This is a genomic window from Haloferax marinisediminis, assembly GCF_009674585.1.
Taxonomy (GTDB): Archaea; Halobacteriota; Halobacteria; order Halobacteriales; family Haloferacaceae; genus Haloferax; species Haloferax marinisediminis.
Window position 1 is genome coordinate 1011793 of sequence record NZ_WKJP01000001.1, and the last position, 21699, is coordinate 1033491.

The window sequence follows — 21699 nt, forward strand, 5'->3', positions numbered from 1 at the left end:
CACCAAAGCCACCCCTGCACGGCACCCGCCCGCATGGGCATCTTTTGCGATACTGTGGCCGACCCACCAGTCGCAAAGGCTACTTCGACTGGATAGTGAGGTGAACGCATGTCCGGCGTCGTGATTCCTCGTTCGTGGACCGACCCAGATCGTCTGGCAACTGCCGTCGGCGTCCTCGCAGTGGGGATTCTGTACGGATACAGTGCGTCGGCCGAGAGCGGTCTGACTACGGGTGACGTAACTGTGGTTCTCGTCAGCGTGTTCGTTCCGATGTGGGTCGTTCGGTACCTCGCTCGCCGCCTGCGGTGAAGCACACCTTAGCGTGTCGTCTCCATCCGATTCGCGTAGTCCCACGTGTGCAGTTTCGTGGGCCGAATTCGAATCGTCACCTCGTCGCGTTCGGGTGAGAGAAGTCGCTTCGCGAGCGCGCTGTCCGTGTCGCCGAGATATCGGTGGAGGAGTCGAGAGAGGACTGCCTTCTCGTCGTCGGGTTCGATGGTTGCGGTCCCCCGCCCACGAACACCCCGATAGGGTGGGTCGTTCGTCGATATCTCGAACGCCACCTCGTCGTGGGCGCGAAGGAATCGCACCACGTCGGCGTCGGCCGCAGTCGCACACCGGAGTTCGGGTACCTCTGGGTCCCATTCGTACCACAACGAGAGCATCCACGGGTCGTCGGCGGGCGTCCGACAAGAGAGCCGGAGTGGAATCGTCGTCGACGTGAGGAACTCGTCGAGACGGTCACGCGACCACGGGCCAGAGGGCTCGGGGGAGTCCATGGGTGGTGTTCGGAGGCAAGGGGCTAAGTCGTGTCTGCTCGGGTGAGAGTTCGCCACCGAACCACGCCCGCAGAAGGCAAGTTAATTGCCCGTCGGGGGCCGAAAGCGGGTATGACCGACTACTTCGAGGTTCACGCGCGCGACGGCGCCGCCCGAATCGGGGAGCTACGCCTCTCCGACTCGGTGACGACGCCAGCAACCGTGGACGACGTTCTCGAGGACACTGGAAGCCTCTGGGCGGCGGAACGCGAGCTGCCGGAGGGGTCCGAAGACGTGCTGACCGTCCTCCCACACCGTTCGCTCCCCGCCGGCAGTGCAGACGAAGTCCGGGAGTCGTTCTCGGTGGACTACCCCGACGTGGACTATCCCTCTGTTGCCACCGTCACCGCGGACACCGCCGCCGACTACGGCGCAGACGCGTACATCCTCTCCGACGCACAGGGATTCGTTGGCCACGCACGTGCGTTCCGTGACAACATCGTCGAGGCAAAGTCGAACCTCCCGGCCGACACCGCACTGATGCTCTCCGGTGTCGCAACTCCCCGAAACGTCTCGTTGCTCGTCTACGCTGGTGTCGACCTCGTCGACGAGAAACGAGCGCGAGCACGCGGACTCGAAGGATTCTACCTCACGACTGACGGCGAGTACTTCCTCGAAGACCTCGACGAATTCCCGTGTGCGTGTGCAGCGTGTCAGAAGCCTGTTGCCGAGTTCACTCGTGCCGACGCTGCCGACCACAACGCGAACGCCCTCAACGCAGAACTCGCTCGTGTTCGGCGTCGCATCCGTGATGGCCGGCTCCGTGACTACATCGAGGGTCAGGCCCGTCACAATCAGTGGTTGACGGCTCTGTTCCGTCGGTTCGACCAGCAGTACTCGTACATGGAAGAACGGATTCCCGTCATCCGTGATTCGGAACTCATGGCGGCGTCCGAGGAGTCCATCGACCGAGTGGAGATTCAGCGGTTTGCCGACCGTGTGACGTCTCGCTACACGAACCGCTTCGACAACCCACTCGTCTTGCTGCCGTGTTCGGCGAAGAAGCCCTACAGTGAGTCGCAGAGTCACCGCCAGTTCCACGAGGCCGTCCAGTACCGGGCACACATGGTGTCGATGACCTCGCCAATCGGCGTCGTCCCGCAGGAGTTAGAACTGACTTACCCTGCACAGCACTACGACTCGGTCGTCACCGGCGACTGGTCCGAAGACGAGAAGTCGTTCGTCGCCGAGGTCCTGCGTCGATACCTCACTCGCAACGACTACTCGCGCATCATCGCCCACGTTCCGCCGGGCGCGTACACTGAAATCGTCGAACGGGTCGAAGCCGACCTCGACCTCGACGTCGAGTACACCGTCTCCGAGCATCCGACGACGACCGAATCCATCGGCAACCTCATGCGGACGCTCGACGGCGAACCGAAGTTCTCGCGAGATGAACGCGAACACAACGTCGTGAAAGCACTCGCAGACTACCAACTCGGGCCAGAGGCTGGTGACGCGCTCTTCGAGAACGTCGAACTGGAGATGACGAGTCGGTACCCCAAGCTTCAGGTGTGGAACGGCGACGGCGAGCAGTTAGCGACCATGGTACCGCAGTACGGTGTCCTCTCGTTCACACTGGAAGGGGCGAAAGTCTGGCGCGACAGCGACGCGCCGACGAAGACCGTCGAAATCGACGGGTTCGTCCCGCACGGGTCGGTCCTCGCACCGGGTGTCGTCGACGCTGACGACGACATCCGACCGGGTGACGAAGTCATCGTCGAGGGTCCCAAAGCGTTCGCAATCGGCCGTGCCGAGATGAGTGGGACCGAGATGGTCGACTCGACGCGTGGAATCGGCGTCGAGATTCGCCACGTCGAAGAGAAATAGGGCAGCGAGAACTCTCCATAGCTGACTCGCCGGTGTCTTTCGGTCGGGGTGTGGTACTCGGGGAGGACGGCAGCAAGAGTAAACAGCTATTCAATTTCGAACAGTTTCCGGTGGGCACGCTATCTCGGTGAACTGGGCGTTCTGCTTGCCTATGCATTATCGTGGGTATTGTACTCTCGCAGAATTATCAACGTGACATAATTTTAAATACTATTCAGGGTCAACAGGTTACACGATGACAGAGCGACGAGAGGGGAAGTCGGAAGAATTCAGGGAGCTTCCTGACGATGGGGCAGTGGCATGGACGATCACGAAGGCACTGTTGGAGGCGAGCGACGCGACATCACGGGCGCTCGAGATGCACTTGATGCAGACACAGTACGACGCCGACGCTGACACCGACACAGCGAGCATCACGCAATACATCGATGCAGCAATCGAGCAGCACCAACAGATCATCGAGGACCTTCGCCTCGCCCGAGACGGCCTCGATTACGACGGTACCCAATAACTCGCCACACTGAGGCTGCCCTTCCGGTCCCCTCTGCAGTCTGGCGATTATCCATTTTTCAGTATTACATGCTTATTTACCATTTGCCGCAAACATGTGTCTATGAAGTTGGCCGTCCCAACTGACTTCGATATACTGGAGGCGCTCTCCGACGGGAGGCGGAACACAGCCGTCAACCTCTCGTATATCCTCGACAAGAACCGCTCGTACATCAACACACGATTGCCGATACTGGCAGACTACGGACTGCTGGAGCGAGTCGGGCCCGCTCCGAAGTCCGGACTGTACGAGATTACAGAGAAAGGAGTCGTGGTCACCGAGAATCGTGACCAGTACCGAACTGACGGCGTCGATTTCGACGAACTCGTCGCGTCCGAACTCAGGGCACGGACCGACGACGCTGACGAATAGCTAGTCAACTGCGCGCCACAACCGGAGGTCAGGGACGGCCTTCGGAGGCACCCCGGCGCGTTTCACGCGTATTTTTCGGAGAATCCGACTCTTCGGACCCACGTGTGGTGGGTGTACTTCGACAGACCATGACACGGCGTCGCCGCCTTTTTGCTATCTGGTCACTCACTGCACAACATGACTGTGGAAGAACTCTCGCTTGGTGTCCCGAAACCGATTATCGATGCGCTCCCCGAGTCCGATGGAACGGCTGCACAAGACATGCAGAAAGCCGTCGAAGGGCTCGAAACGCGGTTGAATCGCGCGATTTTGAACGCCGAGTCGGAGGCAGACGCCGCAGAGTACGTCGTCGACGCCATCGAACGCCTCGAAGACCACTACGAGAAGTACGACGAGTTCGTCCCCGAACTCCGCGCGTGGGGACAGTCGCCGATTTACGCCATCGCGTGGCGCAATCTCCAGGGCGACCTCATCTTGCAGTTGCAGGAGTACGACTGGCTGAAGCCACACATCGACCGTGAGCGGAACCTCCGAATGGTCGAAGACGGAATCCGCTTCGGAAAGCGCTGAGTCGACTTCGGAGACACGCTTCGATTGCACTCATCGTTTTCAGTGGGAATTCACCCTCGTAGGAGTGGTGCATTTCGGCGATTATAGTTCAATACTATCACAATACTATTTTGGGGAGGGAATATCTGAGAATGCGATTCTCAACGTCTTCAACCGAGTTTGAACCAATATTTCAGTAAATAGTTCTGGGCCTGTCGATTAACAATCTATAAATTGAATTATCTGCGCCCGATGTGGTTGTGATTGTGGTAAAGTGGATTCTAATCTGGAAATAAACTCAGAATTATGGCCTACTTGGCCTAAATATTGGGCTAATTAATTCCATGCCCTTCACACACTCTTGCAACAATCTAGCTTTACTGGTTCTGCACATCTCCCTCTCTCATTCGGTGTCGTCGCTCGTACTCGTCACGACGCGACGTACCCATCACGAGTCAAGTAGTGACTGTACACAGTACAGCTCCCCTACATGACTGCTCACAATCGGTAGCTCGTGCGGAACAGTGGTTGTCCCCCCAATTCGACCCGCTCATACCAAGTTTTATTTTTGTTGTCATACATGTTCTTGTATGGACTACAACGACGAGACAGAACCAGACTCATCCACGTCTGGTTCTGAAGAGGGGGGCTCGTCGTCGCTTTCGGACCTTGCTAAGGACGCGATTTCATCCGAGCCTGCGGCGGACCTATCTGATGCGCACACGCCAACAGAGGGGGGAGACGCGACGACCGAACGAGCGACTGGGGCATCGCTGTCGGACCTCGCAAAATCTGTTCGTGAGAGGGGTACCGCCACGAAAGATGGCGACCAAGGAGAACGAACGTCCGGGGAGTGGGCTTCTATGGTCTCAGACGATGGTCTCACAGAGCCATCAGCTGGGTCTCTCGAACTGAATCCCGACACTGACGACGTGTTCGACCTCGTCGCCGACGAGACCAACGTCTTGCTCCTCGGTCCGAGCGGTACTTCCGCCGAGTACAGTCTCTGTGAACGCGTGATGAAACCAACGTCGCCGACCGGGAACGAACATCAACTCTTGATCTCTATCGACGTCCCACCCGAAGAGCACGCCGAGAACCTTCGCTGCATTCGGAACGATTCGGTCACCAAACAGGTACTCGTCGACGCGCAGTCGTACACCCACTCGACCCCAGGGGAAGACTACGGTGACGGAGTAGAGGTGATGAACGTCGCAACACCGAGTGACCTCCGCCGGATTGGGATCTTGGTCACGAAGGTGTTGACGAAGTGGAGTGACGAAGACGTGCCAATCACGGTCTGTGTGCGGTCGCTGTCGAACCTCCTCGATGCTGTCGGTGACCCCCAGCGAGTGTTCCGCTTTTTACACATCCTTCACGGCCGCGTTCGCGCTGCCGGCGCTCGTGCACATTTCCATATGGACCCCGCGCGTCACGACGAACAGACCGCTCGCACGTTCTACTCACTGTTCGACGCACGACTGGAGTTCGACGCCGACGGGTCGGTCTCGCTCCACTAATCACCAAGCGAGCGGGAGAATAGTCGTCGGGGAAGTCAGGATTGCCACTCGAATTCGCCCTTGTTCGGCGACGAGGCTGTCGACGCCTGGGCGGTTTGCGTCACCGTTTTGCCGTCATCAGTTGTCGTCTCGTCTTCGGTTTCACCAGTGTCGTTTTCGTCGTCGGCCGCACTGACATCGTCGGCGGTTGCATCCGTCTCGTCGCCGGTCTCACTGGTCTCGTCCTCACGTTCACGCTGTTCGGTAGAGTCGGATGTCGAGTCGGGGGCGTTTGCGGGCGATGGTGTCCCGGTCGTCGCAGTGTACCTCGACAAAAAGAGCCACTTCGTCTCCGACTCGACGCCTGTCAGCGTCCGCCCACAGTTTGGACAGTTAGGTTCCGTGAGAAGCGCGAAATCGATGGTCTCACCACACCGTTCACAGTCTGCGGTGTACGTCCCGGCGTCACGTGCATCCTGTCTGATGCGCCGGAGTTGGGCACGCTCGGCTCGAATCTCTCTGAGTTCTGCTCGGTACTGTATCTGGGTCTCTGTGAGTCGGACGTCGAGGCTATCACCCGTCTCTACGAGGTATTCGAGAATCGTCCTGAGGTTGTCGAACTCTTCGTCCAGTCGGGCTTGGAGTCGTTCCTGCTCTGCTTCGAGTGACGTCCGGACGTCCTCGACCGTGTCGGAGACTTCGTCCACCGACGCGTGTTCACCTTCGAACTCGTCGAGTCTCTCCGCCAGCGACTGGACGTCTTCTGTCAGTGTCGACCGTCGCTCAGACTCGGTCTGGAGCGTCTTGTGGAGCGATTCGACGCGTTCGACCAACTCCCCAAACTCGTCTTCGGTCACTGCGGCGCCCGCGTGGGGCGAAGTTTCGCGGTGTGCATCGTCCGACTCGTCGATATCCGCCCCGACGGCGGCCGAGTCCCGTCCGTTCACGACCTGCGTGACCTCCTTGAGCGTCCAATACGAGTCGAGTAACTGTTCGAGAACGTACTCTCGTGAACTGTTAGTTTCGGCTGCCTTCTGGTCTAACCAGTCCTCGAAGGTCGTCGTGGCTATCTCCCGGTCACTGCGGTCCGACGGCTCGTTGGACATGGTTTGGAGACTCTCTCTCTTCCCTGATAGTTCAGCTTCTAGGACAAAAGCTTTGTTGCGCGTTGACATAGACGCAGGTAATGACACCGATTCGTCCAGAACTACGTACACGACTAAACAATGGCTGTTGAAGACCGTCTCAAACTGTTCGTCACACAGCAGGCACGGCCGCTCGTCGTCCTCTTCGCAGTCGTCGGTATCTGCTGTCTCGTCGGCGCGGGCTACGTCTATCTAACCCCGGAGACACAGACCGTCTCTGAAGAGGTCAACGTCCAAACCATCGAATCCTCGGTTGGGACGAGTGCAGTCGTCACTGGTAACTCGACGTTGTACGAGCGAGGAGAGACACTCGAAAACCGGTCTGCGTACTTCGTTCCAACGACGCCGAACCTCTCGTTCCACGTCGAAACGACCGTCCCGTCAGACCAGGATGTGATGGTCACACAGCGACTGACGATGGAGACTGTCGGCGTCCGCGACGGAAAGCCGTTTTATCGGTCTGAAGAGACGCTCCTCTCCGAACAGCGACGTGTGTCGGACGGGAGCACTGTCGCAGTCAGTTCGATAAACGTGTCTTCGATGCGCGAACGACTCCAGACGAAACGGGCCGAAACCGATGGTCTCGGTCGATTTCAGGTCCTACTCACGCTGAGCGTGACCTACCAGACTGATTCGTACGAGGGGACGCTCACGACGAGCGCTCCGTTCGTCATCTCGGGGACAGCGTACTACCTCGATGGTCCAGTCGTCGAGAACCAGACCCATTCGACGACGGTTCAACGCGACGTTCAGCGACCGTCTGACCCCACAGAGTACGGTGGGTTGGCACTCGGTGCGCTTCTCCTGTTCGGACTGTGCGGTGTCATCATCCGCACTGAAGAACACAGTGACCCCGAAGAACTCCGAACTCGAATCTCGCACAGTCGGCACGACGAGTGGATTTCGCGTGGTGAGTTCCCGACAGAGTCAGACAAGCAGTACATCTCGATTCTCACGCTGGAAGACCTCGTCGACATCGCGATCGACACGAACCGTCGTGTCATCTACGATCCGGACATCCAAGTGTACGCCGTCATCGACGGGAGTGAAATCTACTACTACTCTATCGACGACCTCCACGCACACGCCTGGCTCAATCTGTAAGCGTGCGCGGCGGAGACTCTCTATACTCCGCGATTGGTCGATAGCTGGTCTCGTTGTTAAAGCGGCTCGTCGAGATTCTCGAACCGATAGCGTCGATTCGTGAGTGCGTGGTACGCTGCTGAGACGGTGAACAGCACGACGATGACCGTCGGATACGCCAGCATTGGGACCGTCCCCGTCGGGAGCACGCCGGCCCAGAGAGCACCGATGACGAGACTGGAGAGAAGAGAGAGGCCGAGATAGTAGACGCCCCACGGAACCGAGTTCTCGGGGACGATGTCGAGGTAGATGTCGAGTCGCTCCGTTTGATTCGTCAACTCGACTTCGCCGTCTTCGTAGGTGATGATGCCGGCGCGTTCGAGTCGGGGGAGGTGTGTCTGCTGAAGCGACGTGTACACGGTCTTTCGCTCCGCAGACCCGAGTTCGTTTATCGATTTGTCTTTCTCCCACGCCGCAACCTGTTCGGCCAGGTCGGAGAGTGGAACCGCTCCGTCTGCTTGCTTGCAGTGGTGGATAGTGTACCGCCGTCGGTGATTACTCATGAGATCGAAGATCTCGTCTTTGGGGAGGCCGCCACGCTCTTTGGTGGGTTCCCGACTGAGCAACCCGCCGGCACCGCTCTTACTCATCTGTCACCAAATTGTATAGTGTGCGAGTATATATTTTCTCGCTTGAGTGATTGTTTCGACACGCCGTCCTGTGCTCAGTTGTCCGGCCACTCGGTGTGGATTCGGAGTGTCACGTCGTAGTCGTCGCTGTGTGGGAGGTCTTCGAGCGTCTGGGCGTCCCCAGATGGAACGAGGTCGACCTGCAATCCAAATGGGACTGCTTCTCCCGGTTCGAGGACACCGTCGGCGACAGCGTCGACAGGGCTCACAGAAAGGAGGTTATCTCCAGTCGTCCCCGTCGAATCGAGTGTCTTGCCTGCTGTGGTCACCTGCAAGGAGGCCTCTACTGCGTTGAGCGTCGCTGCTGAGAGTACGTCGCTCGTCGCCTCGAACGAGAAGTAGACACCCAGGAGATCTGCTGTTGCGACGTTCGTGAGCAAGACGATGTCTTCGAACCGCGTCACTGCGCGTGTGTTGAGGCCGCCGTCGACACCACCGGGTGTAATCGCACTCACGAAGCCATCAGCGTCTGTCTGGACGTGGACCGGTGGGTCGTTCACCGGAGTCAGTTCGATATCGTTGTCGCCCGTGTCGACGACGCGGAACGACGAACCAGAAGACGACTGGACAACCCCTGTTGCCCCAGACCCAGCGATTCCACCGGCGATGAAGAGATTGCCCAGTGCGAAGAGTGTCTGGCGGCGTGTGGGCATGTGGACTCCGGGAGAGGGATTCGGGTTTACAGTTGGTTTGCGATTGCCGTCACTTCGTCGATGAGGACCGTACTATCGCTGTTGCCGGTGAACGAACCGGCTGTCACCGCGTTCTCGATGCTACTCATCTTGTTCACGTACAGCCCGATAGTTTCGGGCGACCCCGGTGACACAGTCACGAAGTTCGTAGGGTCGTTGTCTTGGTCACCCGAATTTGACGAGACGACCGTCGAGCCATGCGTGAATTCGAACGTGTCGATGACGTCCGACTGTGGAATCGTTCCATCGTCGACCTTCGGACCGAATCCCGTGTAATCGAAGGCAACCTCGTAATCGATGCCGTCGGAGTTGTTGTTCGTGATTTTGAGGATGTCGCCGAAGTTGTGGGCCTCTGCTGCCGTCACCGCGACTTGAATCGTGACCATCTGCCCGTTGTTCTCACTGACAGTCGCCACGGGGAGGTCGCTCGGTTCGAGGCTTCCGAAGTCGATGGTTTGGTTCTTCAGGACGTCCGCCCCCACCGAATCCGCCGGGTCGATTCGAATGTCCGCTCCCGGCGAGACGACGCGGAAACTGCCGTCGCTGTTACTCGAGACCACGTCTACTGCGCCCGTTCCGAGTGCTGTTCCAACCCCGAGGGCGAGCGTTCCGACTGCGGTGAGGACGTTTCGTCGTTTCATGGCACGTTGTTACTGGTTATGTGTCCTTACTGCGAGACTGCGATGATGGTAAGCTCGTCTTCAGTACCACTGAAATCGGTGTTGCCAGTCGTATCAATCTCGACGTTGACAGTGGCGGATTCTCCAGCGGTAAGCGGTACCGCGGGTGTAGTAGAGCTACCAACAGCGGTATCCAAGTAGAACGTCACTCTCGCTTCCTTACCGTTTCCGTCATCGAGCGTCACGGTCGCTTTTCCAGACGTTGGAGTAGAAGGTGGTGAATCGCCTGCCGTGGGGGTGGTCGTTGAGAAGCCGACATCGATGGTTGGCGCACTCCCACTCGAATCTGCTGCAGCGTTGTTCGTTATCGTCAGCACATTGTTGAGTGTCGTTATTGCATCGTCGTTGAAGCCAGAACTCGCCGTATTGTTACCTTCAGCGGTCAGACTAATCTCGAGTTCGTTCGTTCCGGTGTCGTCTACAACGTAGTTGCTACTCGATTCGATTTCCAGATATGCACTCCCATCACCGGTTGTGTTCGCGGTCACCGACCGCGCCGCACTCACGCTACTAAATGCACCAGTTCCGATGAGTGCGCCACCGCCGCCAACAATCGCTCCAAGCCCGAGTAGTATGTTACGTCGATTGATTGCCATTTTGTATATCTCCGTGACACACTGCTGTGTGTCGTTATGCGAACCCTGGTACCCTACCCACTTTGTATTCACGTGCTTGAACAGGTCGCCGTCACCGAGTCAGTGATTCAAGCCCGCCTTTCTGACCTCAAAAACTCGCCTCTGTCTGTCGATTTTCGGAGATAGTGTGCAATTTTGTTCATCGGTGTTTTATATTGCGATGGTATATACTGACTGTCTTCTCTGAGTTGTCACCGTCGCGCCTTCATCTGCATCAGTCACTCCCGAATCGGTCGCCGTCGATTCGACGCGGCATTTTATCATGTCGTCCGACATAACGTTCAGTAACGCGTGAAGGTCTCGGAGCTCGTCGAATACGCGGTGATTGCCGTCCTCCTGCTAGCCGTCGTTGCACTTCTGTTTGGACAGGCACTGGGCCAACCCATCTTGCTCGGCTACGTCGAGACCGGAAGTATGGAACCGACCATGGAACCCGGCGATGGGTTCGTCGCCATTCCATCGGTCCTGACCGACGCCCCGGAAGCGGGGGATGTCGTCGTCTTCCAAGCCGAGGAACTCCATGGTGGCGGGCTCACGACACACCGTGTGGTGAGACACACCTCAGAAGGGTACGTCACACGCGGGGATGCCAATCCGTTTACTGACCAGGACAACGTCGAACCACCGGTCAGAGAGTCCCAAATCGTCGCCGAAGCACTCCAACTGAACGGCGAGGTTGTCGTCATCCCCGGCCTCGGAACCGGTGTGCAGGCACTCCACGGTGCAGTCGGTGCTGTCGCCGGTGTCTTTGCTGGGCTTCCCGGACTCAGTTCGCTCCTGCGTGGAGAGTTCTCGCCGATGCTCCTCGTCGGAATCGGTGGTGGACTCATCGTCCTGAGTCTCGTCGTAGACGTGTTCGGGAGTTCCCGCCCTGCTGGGACACGAAGTCGACGCAGGCCGAACTACCTCTCTATCGGAGTCATTCTGCTCATCCTCGTCGTCCTCATCTCCGCTCCCGCGACTGTGAGTATGGTCCTCGGGTCGGGGACGACGACAGTCGACATCGTCAGTTCGCAGTCGCCGAGTGAGAACCCACTCGTCGTCTCTCCCGGTGAGTCGGCGACTGTCGAGTACCGTCTGATCAACAAGGGGTACGTCCCGATGATGACCGTCGTAGAGGCAGGTCACCCCGACGTGACGTTTGGGCAGACGGTATTCGTCGTCTCCGGGCAAGAGAGTGCCACGACGACACTCACGATTCGTGCGCCCCAACAGACGGGCGCCTACACGCGAGAGATTACAGAACAGCGGTACCTTCCGATTCTTCCGCAATCACTCATCCTCACACTGCACGCGATCCACCCGTGGGTCGCAATCGCCGCCATCGACGTCCTCCTCGTGGTGGGAGCACTCGCGCTCGGAATCGTCACGTTGGGGATGAGTCCAGTTCGACTGCGGACAGTCGGCCGCAACATCTCGTTCGTCGAGCAACTCAAACGCCGCTTTTTGTAGCCGAGATTAGGAACTGACCTGTCCACTCTTGGGAGTACCATCGACTGTCACTCCAGATGGTGTGTAGACGAGCGTGTCGTCTGTATCACTGATGTCCGTTGCCCGAACTTCGAGCGTCGCACTGGTCGTTCCAAGGTCTGCGGTGATGTCACCTTTCGTCGACTTGACCGTCGAATCGTTGAGCAACATGTCGCCCGACGACGCGAGACTGATGTTGTTATTTGCACTGAGAGTGGAATTTCGTGCGTCGAGTGTGCCGGTCGTCGCTTGAACCGAGACGTTCCCATTCGTCGATTTGAGCGTTGTACCTTGAATCGTAACCGATGCTGCGGTGATGTCGATGGAGTTCTGTCTGTTCACACTCGAATTGATGACGACTGCGGCGTCGGTATCGGTAAACGTCGCGAGTTGTGACGCTGTCAGCGTCGTCTCACCCGAATCGTACCCTCCGTTTTCGTTGGCATCGACGAAGGCGACCGTTTTGCTATTACCAGACTGGCAGTCGTACGTCACAGTCGTCGTTACGGTCCCGTCGGTAATCGTCGCCCCGGTGGCCGTCGCTTCGACTGCGATAACCAGTGTCGTCTCAGCGGGGCCACCGCCACTGTTCGGCCCGCACTTGGCCGTCAAACTGACACCGTCCCCGCTCGCGAGGTCCGTCGTAATTGGTTGATTCCCGTTGGTCTTCACCGTCAGCGCCCCGGAGTCGACCACCTCGTACGTGACCGTCGCCAACGAGTCGAGGTTGTTTCGGAGGGTTACACTCACCGGACTCCCTTTGGATACCGTTCCGGTCGCTCCTTCGAGTGCAATCAGTGCGCTGTCGTCTGCTGCAACGGAGACACCGACAGAACGCTCCCCTGCGATGGTGCTGTAGCTTCCCGTCGGAACGATGGCGAACATCACCCCGAACACGACGAACACGACGCCAATCCGCCACAGCGTTTTATTCATGAATCTACGACTGTCGTTCGTTGCGAAATATCAGTCGTCCATCCTCTTGTACACTTCGGGTATCGTGGCTGTACTCGCAGAGGTTGGACTAGTGAAACACGCGTAAAGCTGTTACAGTAGACTAGGTCTCCCAGATTTCAGTAGAACAGCACTCGACTACGCGCCCTGTTTTTCGAGCCACTCGCTCGCGTCGGTGACGACGCTGAACAACTCCTCAGGGAGTGAGTCGTCCGTAGAGAGTTCGACACTCCACGTTACCTTCGCTTGTGCAGCCTGGAGGTTGGTCATGGTATCTTGGTGGTGCGTCGTGAGGACGATTGGAACCCTCGCATCGAACCGACGGACCGCCTTTACCGCCTCTATTCCGTCGAACTGTGGCGGTGCATGAAGACAGATAATCAACTGTGGTGACTGCGTCGTCAACGCTTGTGCTAACTCGTGACTCGAGCTCGTGTATCGAACGTTGACGTCGCTGTCCACAGTCCACGCTCTGTCGGGAGGTGCCCCATAGACGAGGACCTGTGGAGTTACCTCTACAGTGGTTTCTGACACGCGTCAGTAATTTCTCAAAGAAGCTATATGATGCTTTCGCTGGTCGACAGTACTGCCGTCGCCTCACCGAGTCTCGGGTGACTGGACAGACACATCGTACGCTGCGACGTCACCCTCGAGTGTGGCGTCGGTGAGAGATGGCTCGCTGTCGAACCGAGCGCTCGTAAAGCGAGCAGGTCCCCGAACGACGGTTTCTGTGAAGCCAGCACGCGCAGAGACGTACGTGTACGCGAAGTCTAACCGCCCGCCGATCTCGACACCGAATTCGAGAGCCGTGACGGTGCAGTCCGAGAAGTCGACGTTGTCGTTCACTCGCAACGCGTTCCAGTACACTTCTCCACCGAACGAGACGTGGTCGCAGACGACGTTCCGTCCCACTCTGGTTTCGACCATCCGAAACGGCGACTCCGGAGTGAATCGCGCTCCAGACAGTGTGAGTGTCCCCGTGATGGCAGCACGAACGAACGACACGGTTCCGCCACTGAAGTGGGCGTTCTGGAACGAGAGGTGTGTGCTGTCGATGGTGACCGCATCGAAGTACACAGCGGCGTCGAACCGGGCGTATCCAAACTCGAGGTGGCCACCAGTGGCAGTGAACTCGGTGAAATCGACCTCGCCGTCGAATTGGCTACTCTTCGCGTCGACGCCGTGTGCGACGTGCAGGTTCGTCGCGTCGAACGTCCCGCACACGTGAAGATGGTCGAGTAAGAGTTCGGCTTCGACTGTCGAATCCCGGAGGGCGACGTCACCCTCGACCCGGCAATGTGCGAGCGACAGTCGGTCGTGATACACTGCTGCTCCAGTGTCGAGGTGGCCGCCGATGTCGGTGTGCGAGAGCCAGACCGGTCCGTCGACCGTTGCTTGTGTGAAGTCGACCTGTTCGTCGACCGTTCCCTTCCTGACCGAGATGCCGTCGCCGACGTTGACTCCTGTGGCGACGAGTGACGTGCCACTGAATCCGAACGCGTCGAGCCTCCCACCGATTCTTGCATCGAAGAGCAACCACTGACCAGCGGTCTGCAGGTGTCGACACGAGATGTCGCCACTCGTTTCGAGTCGCTGCATGGACAGCGTTCCGCCGACCGATGCCGCGTCTAACTGAAGTGGGGTCTCGATGGTCGCCTCACTGAGGTCGATGTCGTTCCGAACGATAACCTCCCGAAGGTCGACTGCGTCGTCACCACCGAGGCGTTCGCCTGCGAGATCGAGCGCGTCGAACTGTGCACCGATGAACGTCGACGGTTGGTCGGGGTCGTTTATCGCCTCGACGAGCGCTGCAGTGACTACGTCGGTGTCCTTGTCTTCGATTGCTGTGTGAAACAGACAGTAGTCGGTTTCGTCGCTCGCGGGGTGAGGACACTGCCACACTGACTCGTCTGCCGTCTGTGTGTGGTCACTCCCATCAGACCCCACGTCGTGCTCGTACGCACAGCGAAGCGACTCTCCCACGGTTACCTGCAGTTACGTGGGTTCTCACAAATACGTTGTCATGTGTGTGGATTGACTCGCTCGACTGGGCCACGACAGGTGCTGTAACTCCCACACTAGTGTTATAGTTGGGTGCTCACAGAGGCCCTCATCTCGGCACCACATTATCACCTCTCTCGACTGCTCAGGCCGGGCAGCTCAGTTGTTCACCGTCTGCGATGGTCGTCGAGAACACGACTGCAAAGCGGTGGTCGCGTTCGGGGAGGGTGACTGACTCGATGGGTACTCCCGACTGGTTGTGGAGGCAAATGGTCGTCCGGTCGTCACCGAGGTCGATAGAGTAGCCGATTATCGACGGGCGCGAGAAGTGAATCGACCGAAACGACGTGACGTCTTCCGTCGTGGTGTGGTCTGCGGGGTGTTTGAGTTCGACGAGACGGGTGTCGGTCAGTATCACCGTCATCTGGTCGTACTGACTGACCGAGTGGAGGGTCTCGTGGTCGCCAACGAACTCGTGAATCGATTCGTAAACGCTCACACGCTATCCTTCCAGCCAAGACCTATCAATGTGTTCACATGCGGTCGGTGTTCACTCACGCTATTTCGGGGGTACGTGAGGACAGGTTGTCGACATTGAATATTGCCGACGCCAAAACGGAGTACAGGTCTTACCACATGTGGACAGTAGGGAAACGTTCCGTGCATCCCATTGATGACACGATATCACGTTTCGCACGGCGTTTCCCTTTCTGCCATCGAGCCTCGCGTCACTCAGTCGTAAACAGTCTGGTATCACGGAATGTTTATATTGTAGACAATTGAAGCCGAAAATGGTCAGGCGCTTACTAGTCTCGGTGTTTCCCCCTCCCCCCACACACTGAGGCACCTGGCCGTTCTCAGAGCACCAAACACGTTTCCCCTGCCCTGGTCTGTTCTGACCAATCGAACGAGGGAATTCGTTTCTTGGGATTCGTGGATCCCACCTTCGATGCTGACGGCTCGACGTATCTCGAAGTCAATTCCGATTGGTGCAGCCATCGATGTGGTGTTGTCACACCTTCCGACAGTACCGCCTGCAACTACATCGACGCAGATACTTTGCCTATCTTGTTGTTTTGTTGCCACGAACTGTCGACGAAGATACGCTCGGTACCGTGGGTACGCTCGTCACGATGCCAACTCTCTGAGACGAAGCGTTCATTGTACGATAGAAGAACGTTGACACATGTTCGGAACGAGTGGTGTACGCGGTCCTGTGGGGGACCTGATTACACCCGAACTCGCGACGGCGCTTGGGCATGCACTCGCAGTATGTGGTTCAGAGCGTGTCGTCATCGGCCGCGATGCACGAACGACGAGTCCACTACTCGCCGATGCTGCGAGCGCGGCCCTCCGGAGTGCGGGTGTCGACGTCGTCCGTGCTGGTGAGGTGTCGACGCCGACGCTCGCACGTGGTGTCGCATGGACTGATTCGGATGCTGGACTCATGATCACTGCATCGCACAACCCACCCGAAGATAACGGATTCAAGCTGTGGGAGCCGTCGGGGCAGGCGTTTGGTGAAGACCGTCGCGACGATATCGAGCGTGCCCTCGACGCGGACGAACGGGCTCATGCACCATGGAACGCCGTCGGCAACGAGCAAGCCGACGAGCACCTCACTGCGCGACACGTCGATGCACTCTGTGATGCAGTCGATATCGACGGAGAGTGTTCGGTCGTCGTCGACCTCGGCAACGGTATGGGTGGGGCGACTGTCGAAGCCTTGCTCCGCATGGGGTGCGACGTCCAGACGCTGAACGCAGCACCCGATGGTCGCTTCCCCGGGCGGCCCAGCGAGCCCACTGCTGAGACGTGCGAGACGCTGTGTTCTGTCGTGGCGAACACCGACGCCGATATCGGGATTGCCCACGACGGCGATGCCGACCGGATGATGGCTGTCGACGAGACAGGCTCGTTCGTCGAGGGCGACGAACTCCTCGCACTGTTCGCCCGTGAGGTTGTCTCAGATGGTGAGCGTGTTGCTGCCCCTCTGAACACGAGTCTCGTCGTCGACGACGTCCTCGAAACCCAGGGCGCCTCGCTCACACGCACGAAGGTTGGTGACGTGTTCGTCGCCGAAGCGGCCCGTGACGACGACGTCGTCTTCGGTGGTGAGCCCAGTGGCGCGTGGATTTGGCCTGAAGAGACGCTCTGCCCTGATGGCCCACTCGCTGCGTGCAAACTCGTCGAACTCGTCGAACAGCGCGGGTCACTCGCTGCGCAGCGTGACGCGTTGGCGGCGTACCCACTCCGGCGAACGAGTGTGGAGACCGAGCAGAAGGTGGAGGTCATGGCCAGTGTTCGTGACGCACTGTTGCGGACGTACGATACTGACCAAGTCTCGACGCTCGATGGCGTGCGTGTCGAACTCAACGATGGGTGGTTCCTCGTTCGTGCCAGTGGAACACAACCGCTCGTCCGGTTGACTGCCGAAGCACGTGACGAACAGCGGGCAGACGAGTTGTTGGCTGAGGCCCGAGAGTTCGTCGAAGACGCTCGATAAGACGCCGACTTCGGCACCGCTTTTGGTGCTGTACACCCGTGGATTCTCCCGGAAGTAAGCGGTTGATTCACCCGGTAGTGTGGCAGCCATCGAGACACCACACCTGGTGGCCATCGCACACCCCACATTGGCCGTTCTTCGAACCCCTCCTTCAGGTCGAGCGAACGTCACCGAGCGAGGCTCTCGCGTCGAAACACGGGGTGTGAGCAGTCGTCGTGACAGGAACCTGGTAGCTGCGACAACTGCCAAAAAACCGGCTCATTCCCGAATTTCTACTCACCCGATACACCCCACTAACGATGGGGTGTACCGGGGTTTCAGCAACTCGGGCCAGCTCGACGATAGCTAATTCGCGGGTGAATCGACGTTGCGCCGACTTCTTCAGAAATGCAATAATCGGGTTCTACGGGCGCTCGCAGCCAGATATGGGGAATCGACGAAAGCGCGAAATTGGGTGGACGACGTGATTCCAGGGAGTTCGGTACACCCCTGAAGGCGCAAAATCGAGTACACCCTTGCGGGAAAATGGCGTCTGTGTACACCCCTGGAATCCGGGGGTGTAGCGGGCGAGACGGAGCCACATAAATACGCAAATGGGTGTAGAAAACGGGCCATTTTGAGCAACCCTGTAGGTGAGTACAGCGGAAAATCGGACCAAGGAACGCAGCAAACCGTGTAACGAATCGCGTCTGATATCAGTCAGAAATCAGATCTCACTCGCACAGCCACCGAGACTACGAGACGACTTCGAACCGGCCGACAGACAGGTCGAGCGCGAGTTGCTCGCGTGGATAGACGAACTCCTGGTTACCGCACGTCGTCCGAACAGCCTGGTCTGCAATCTCGACGACCGTCTGCTCGTTGCAGAGCGTCGAATGCCGAATCGTCGACCCCTCAGTAATCTCGTGAGGAGCGACTTCGAGTGTCTGAGACATTACTAAACTAGTACTAAGATAGCGGTAAGTAGCTTGGGTCTCACAGAATATTCTCCGCGCTGAACCCCACAATAGAGGGTCTTTTCGGGTCCAACGACCGGTTTTCATCGTTCGTGTCGAACATTTAACCGTGTGGACGACTAGCAAGGGAATATGAACGGCCCAGATACCGTCGACGAAGCAAGCTACTATCTCGACTACGAGATGCAAGTCGACGCGACACGCGATGCCGTGTCGAAACTCGCTCGTGAGGTCCTCCAGTACGAGTGGGCCGACTACCTCCGCGCATACCCACCGGACGGCCCACAGACGTGGGAACACCTCGACTCGGGGAAACCGTGGGGACGCGTCATGCCGCAGGCGTGGGACATCGGCCGTGATCAGGGGTTCGACTTGCACTTCGAACACTATCCCGACCCGCAGGCCCTCCAGCGTGGTCACCTCCGGTTCGAGATGCACCTCGAAGACGGAGTCCACGGAGACGCCGACTTCTCGGGCGACTCGCCGTACGCGGCGCTCCGCGAGCGCATCATCGACGAGCTGACGGCATTCATCGAGGAGTCAGGAGACGTTCCCGAGGGAGCGTTCGGCAGGGGTCGGACGCTCTGGAGTGCCGACTACCGGTTCACTGCAGGCGACACCGTCGCGTACTACGAAGCGCTTCGGTCTGCGCTTTCGGACCACGCAGTGTTCGTGAGCGTGGTGCGTGAGGCAGTGGAGGGCGCAGTCGAGCAGAACGAATAGTCCGCCATCGTGCGTGGTATCTCGCCGATAATGTGATTCTAAGAAAACATTAACTGGATATACCGTGTACGTCATACATGGAACCCGCTCGAAAGCCTGAACTTCACGAAGAACACAACGACGAGGCCGAAATCGGCGAAGTAGCCGACGAAGAGGCAACCGAAGAGTCTGAAGAGCTCGAGGTCGAGCGAGAAGTTATCGTGACCTACTACGACGACGCGATGGCACGGTGTGGCCTGTGGGGCGACGCACGCTGGCGTGACTAGGTGGAAAACACCTCGTCGTCTGCGTGGTCACGAAGTAGCCGTGCGACGTTTTGCTGTCGCTTTCGTTCGTCTTAGCGTGACTCCTGTCTGTGCCGAGCGCGAGTCACGAGCGTCACTACGACTGCACTGACGCCGAGCACGAGTGCGGGCAGCATATCCGTACTCAGATAGAGCCCTGGCGTGGGTGGGTAATACCTCGTCAGCGGCCAGAGCAGTGCGTACGACTGTCCGGTCGGCTTCAACAAGAACGCATCTGCAATGAGGTGTGACGCGGCACCGACTGCGAGGAGTGAGGCGACGCGCACTCGTTCGTTGGAGCGGACTAAGAGGACACCAATGAGGACTGAGCAGACGGCTGCACCAGTCGTGTGCAGTCCGAACCAACTGAACGGAATGCCGAGAAGTTGTTCGACCCGCGCGCTCGAGAACACCAAGTCGACTTTCGCCATATCGGGGATGAACGCCCCAGCCATCGCCACCGTGACGTAGGGGCGAGTAATCCACTCGTAGCGCCACGAGGCGAGCAAGGCGATGGTGTAGGCCAACAACGCGTGTGCGAGCAAGTCAGGCATCGTGGTCCTCCGTGGACTGGCGGGTGTCGACAAGGCCACGACGCAGCGACAATGGGCTCTCTCGAGGTTCTAACGACCACGTCTTCCAGTCGAGTCGCCAGTCTCGAGCGAGTCTCCCGAGCACCCACAGGCCGGCGAGGAAGGAGACACCGTACATGTAGACGTAGTTGGTCGACGGGACGGTGTAGGCGTTGAGTGCCCGGATCGTGTTGTCTGGCTCGACGACGCCGTACAGTGCGAGGGTTTCTCCTTGCTGGGCGTCGACGTCGGCGTCTGTGACCTGGAGGCGAAGGAGCTCGCCAGTCCCGTACTCGCTCACGATGGTGAGTGGGTCCGTCTCGACCACCGTTCCCGTCAGACTGGTCTGTTCACCCACCCACGCATCGTACTCGGGTCCGAGATCTTCTGAATCTGGGTAGGCACCGACCGACGGGTTGGGCGCGAGCGACCCGTACCAGACCAGGAGTCCGAAGAGACAGCCCAGTAAGACGAGGATGCCAACGAGGCGTCGAACCGATGTGGTGGGCATTGGCGTTCGGTACGGCGTCGAGCGACTAAGTGTTCTCGTTGCTCGGCTTGGGTATCTCTGTCATCTCTCGGTCACAGTCACGAAGCAGACGCTCGGCGTCGAGATGCTACTTCTCCGCGATGTACAGCGTATCACGATGACACGGAAACGACTGCTGTCTACCCAAACGGCCCCATCTGATTTGTTTCTTCGAGATGGGCGTCCTCCCACATGCGTCGCTCACGGATTGCGGCCTCTCCCTTTTCACTGAGGGCATAGTAATTGGTGCGGCGGTCGAGATCGCCTTTCTCGAGGTAGCCGCGCTCGACTAACACGTCGAGATTGGGGTAGAGTCGACCGTGATTGACATCTGAGAGCGACGTTATCTCGATGAGGTGTTCCTTGATGTCTTGCCCCGAAGGGTGTGTCAGCTCTGCACTGGCGTATAGTATGTCCCGCTGGAATCCTGTCAGGGCAAACATAGGCCGACAATACGTACTATTTCACCATCAGTATACGTCGCTTTCCTGTAGTTAGTCTGTGACATAATCGAGGGAGGCTCAACCTAACGTAGCTGGGGTCGCTTCACTGGCAGTGAACCGCCTCGGGGTCAAGCCCCGAGGAACTCGCCTTGTTCTTCCTGTAGAAACATCATCGAAATATCAATACTTGGGTGGCCCCACCGAGATCCCTCGTGGTCCGATTTTTCGGATGAGAGTATTGTTTTCAAGTTGAATACTATGTGTGGGCCAGGGCCCTCAACAATCGAGTTTTTGGATATTTGTGAGAGAATATCTGCAGTTGGGAAACAGAACGGGCGACCTATCTGAAAAAAAGCGACTGATTTTAATATCAGAGTAGACCAGTATTGTGTGAATTCACACATATTGTGTTGGCTGTGACGCTCAATCGTTACCGATTTAGCTCTGATAGCTTCTCAGAACTGTAATATTTAAGACAAACTACAACGGAACGGTTCGCAGCCTGTATTAGACATGGATTCAACAAAATATGCGAAAATAAGTAGTTCAACGACACCCGTGGTTCTGGTTTCTCATCATTCAGAAAAACCGTTCTAGTCTTCCTCACGGTGTCGGATTCGAAAATCGCGAGCCAAGAGCCTTCTCAGACCTACGCTGAGCGAACATAAGACACACAACAGAACCCAAATCCCGATATGATGGAAGGGCGACCGAAGGCA

The 21699-nt window shown here is 58.0% G+C and carries 25 protein-coding genes; 11 read left to right on the plus strand and 14 right to left on the minus strand.

All coding sequences use genetic code 11. The features are described from left to right. Positions 1–108 precede the first annotated feature (108 nt). A complete protein-coding gene (locus GJR98_RS05215; RefSeq protein ID WP_151136135.1) occupies positions 109–309 on the plus strand; it encodes a hypothetical protein in 201 nt (66 codons plus the stop codon). Positions 310–317: 8 nt separating this feature from the next. Here GJR98_RS05215 and GJR98_RS05220 read toward each other — a convergent pair whose 3' ends face one another. Next, entirely contained in the window at positions 318–779 is a 462-nt protein-coding gene (locus tag GJR98_RS05220) for a pyridoxamine 5'-phosphate oxidase family protein (protein ID WP_151136137.1), read from the minus strand. A gap of 111 nt (positions 780–890) precedes the next feature. Here GJR98_RS05220 and arcS point away from each other — a divergent pair, with 111 nt between their 5' ends. From arcS to GJR98_RS05245, 5 genes are all read left to right on the plus strand, one after another. Then, positions 891–2648, plus strand: coding sequence for an archaeosine synthase subunit alpha (arcS, locus tag GJR98_RS05225; RefSeq protein WP_151136139.1), 1758 nt, complete (start codon positions 891–893; stop codon positions 2646–2648). A 235-nt stretch (positions 2649–2883) separates the two neighbouring features. After that, a complete protein-coding gene (locus GJR98_RS05230) occupies positions 2884–3159 on the plus strand; it encodes a hypothetical protein (RefSeq protein ID WP_151136141.1) in 276 nt (91 codons plus the stop codon). A 102-nt stretch (positions 3160–3261) separates the two neighbouring features. Next, positions 3262–3570 (plus strand): ArsR family transcriptional regulator, encoded by a 309-nt coding sequence (locus tag GJR98_RS05235; protein WP_151136143.1) that lies wholly within the window; start codon positions 3262–3264, stop codon positions 3568–3570. A 177-nt stretch (positions 3571–3747) separates the two neighbouring features. Then, on the plus strand, positions 3748–4140 hold the full coding sequence (locus GJR98_RS05240; RefSeq protein WP_151136145.1) for a TraB/GumN family protein: 393 nt from the start codon (positions 3748–3750) through the stop codon (positions 4138–4140). Between the two features lie 569 nt (positions 4141–4709). Beyond that, a complete protein-coding gene (locus GJR98_RS05245) occupies positions 4710–5639 on the plus strand; it encodes a DUF7504 family protein (RefSeq protein WP_151136147.1) in 930 nt (309 codons plus the stop codon). A gap of 35 nt (positions 5640–5674) precedes the next feature. Here GJR98_RS05245 and GJR98_RS05250 read toward each other — a convergent pair whose 3' ends face one another. Beyond that, positions 5675–6724, minus strand: a complete 1050-nt coding sequence (locus GJR98_RS05250; RefSeq protein WP_151136149.1) for a hypothetical protein — start codon at positions 6722–6724, stop codon at positions 5675–5677. Between the two features lie 120 nt (positions 6725–6844). On the opposite strand from GJR98_RS05250, the gene GJR98_RS05255 reads away from it, so the two are divergent. Continuing rightward, positions 6845–7867 carry a DUF5305 family protein gene (locus GJR98_RS05255; protein ID WP_151136151.1) on the plus strand — a complete coding sequence of 341 codons (1023 nt, stop codon included), beginning with the start codon at positions 6845–6847 and terminating at the stop codon, positions 7865–7867. Between the two features lie 56 nt (positions 7868–7923). Here the strand turns inward: GJR98_RS05255 and GJR98_RS05260 are convergent, their stop codons facing one another. The 4 genes from GJR98_RS05260 to GJR98_RS05275 all read right to left on the minus strand — a co-directional run bounded on the left by GJR98_RS05260 (position 7924) and on the right by GJR98_RS05275 (position 10503). Then, on the minus strand, positions 7924–8496 hold the full coding sequence (locus tag GJR98_RS05260) for a DUF7344 domain-containing protein (protein ID WP_151136153.1): 573 nt from the start codon (positions 8494–8496) through the stop codon (positions 7924–7926). A 74-nt stretch (positions 8497–8570) separates the two neighbouring features. After that, the gene (locus GJR98_RS05265) at positions 8571–9188 is read right to left on the minus strand and encodes a hypothetical protein (RefSeq protein WP_151136155.1); all 618 of its coding nucleotides are present in this window, start codon (positions 9186–9188) and stop codon (positions 8571–8573) included. A 26-nt stretch (positions 9189–9214) separates the two neighbouring features. Next, entirely contained in the window at positions 9215–9868 is a 654-nt protein-coding gene (locus GJR98_RS05270; protein WP_151136157.1) for a hypothetical protein, read from the minus strand. Between the two features lie 26 nt (positions 9869–9894). Beyond that, complete coding sequence (locus tag GJR98_RS05275; protein WP_151136159.1) at positions 9895–10503, minus strand: hypothetical protein; 609 nt, start codon at positions 10501–10503, stop codon at positions 9895–9897. Between the two features lie 330 nt (positions 10504–10833). Here GJR98_RS05275 and GJR98_RS05280 point away from each other — a divergent pair, with 330 nt between their 5' ends. Beyond that, the gene (locus tag GJR98_RS05280) at positions 10834–11994 is read left to right on the plus strand and encodes a signal peptidase I (RefSeq protein ID WP_151136161.1); all 1161 of its coding nucleotides are present in this window, start codon (positions 10834–10836) and stop codon (positions 11992–11994) included. A gap of 6 nt (positions 11995–12000) precedes the next feature. Here GJR98_RS05280 and GJR98_RS05285 read toward each other — a convergent pair whose 3' ends face one another. From GJR98_RS05285 to GJR98_RS05300, 4 genes are all read right to left on the minus strand, one after another. Continuing rightward, on the minus strand, positions 12001–12948 hold the full coding sequence (locus GJR98_RS05285) for a hypothetical protein (RefSeq protein WP_151136163.1): 948 nt from the start codon (positions 12946–12948) through the stop codon (positions 12001–12003). Between the two features lie 156 nt (positions 12949–13104). Continuing rightward, on the minus strand, positions 13105–13500 hold the full coding sequence (locus tag GJR98_RS17925; RefSeq protein ID WP_151136165.1) for a response regulator: 396 nt from the start codon (positions 13498–13500) through the stop codon (positions 13105–13107). Between the two features lie 63 nt (positions 13501–13563). Beyond that, positions 13564–14949 (minus strand): hypothetical protein, encoded by a 1386-nt coding sequence (locus GJR98_RS05295; RefSeq protein WP_151136167.1) that lies wholly within the window; start codon positions 14947–14949, stop codon positions 13564–13566. A gap of 163 nt (positions 14950–15112) precedes the next feature. Next, a complete protein-coding gene (locus tag GJR98_RS05300) occupies positions 15113–15466 on the minus strand; it encodes a hypothetical protein (protein ID WP_151136169.1) in 354 nt (117 codons plus the stop codon). Positions 15467–16153: 687 nt separating this feature from the next. Here GJR98_RS05300 and glmM point away from each other — a divergent pair. Continuing rightward, positions 16154–17473, plus strand: a complete 1320-nt coding sequence (glmM, locus tag GJR98_RS05305) for a phosphoglucosamine mutase (protein ID WP_151136171.1) — start codon at positions 16154–16156, stop codon at positions 17471–17473. Between the two features lie 734 nt (positions 17474–18207). On the opposite strand, the gene GJR98_RS05310 is transcribed toward glmM, so the two are convergent. Next, complete coding sequence (locus tag GJR98_RS05310; RefSeq protein WP_151136173.1) at positions 18208–18408, minus strand: hypothetical protein; 201 nt, start codon at positions 18406–18408, stop codon at positions 18208–18210. Between the two features lie 153 nt (positions 18409–18561). Between GJR98_RS05310 and GJR98_RS05315 the strand changes: the two genes are divergently transcribed. Continuing rightward, entirely contained in the window at positions 18562–19152 is a 591-nt protein-coding gene (locus tag GJR98_RS05315; RefSeq protein ID WP_151136175.1) for an acetyltransferase, read from the plus strand. Between the two features lie 77 nt (positions 19153–19229). Next, the gene (locus tag GJR98_RS05320) at positions 19230–19418 is read left to right on the plus strand and encodes a hypothetical protein (protein WP_151136177.1); all 189 of its coding nucleotides are present in this window, start codon (positions 19230–19232) and stop codon (positions 19416–19418) included. A 71-nt stretch (positions 19419–19489) separates the two neighbouring features. Here GJR98_RS05320 and GJR98_RS05325 read toward each other — a convergent pair whose 3' ends face one another. The 3 genes from GJR98_RS05325 to GJR98_RS05335 form a co-directional block, all read right to left on the minus strand. Next, positions 19490–19990 carry a metal-dependent hydrolase gene (locus tag GJR98_RS05325; protein ID WP_151136179.1) on the minus strand — a complete coding sequence of 167 codons (501 nt, stop codon included), beginning with the start codon at positions 19988–19990 and terminating at the stop codon, positions 19490–19492. Further along, positions 19983–20519, minus strand: coding sequence for a hypothetical protein (locus GJR98_RS05330; RefSeq protein ID WP_151136181.1), 537 nt, complete (start codon positions 20517–20519; stop codon positions 19983–19985). Before GJR98_RS05330 ends, GJR98_RS05325 begins: the two co-directional genes overlap by 8 nt. Before the next feature lie 158 nt (positions 20520–20677). Next, on the minus strand, positions 20678–20980 hold the full coding sequence (locus tag GJR98_RS05335) for a PadR family transcriptional regulator (protein ID WP_151136183.1): 303 nt from the start codon (positions 20978–20980) through the stop codon (positions 20678–20680). Positions 20981–21699: the final 719 nt, after the last annotated feature.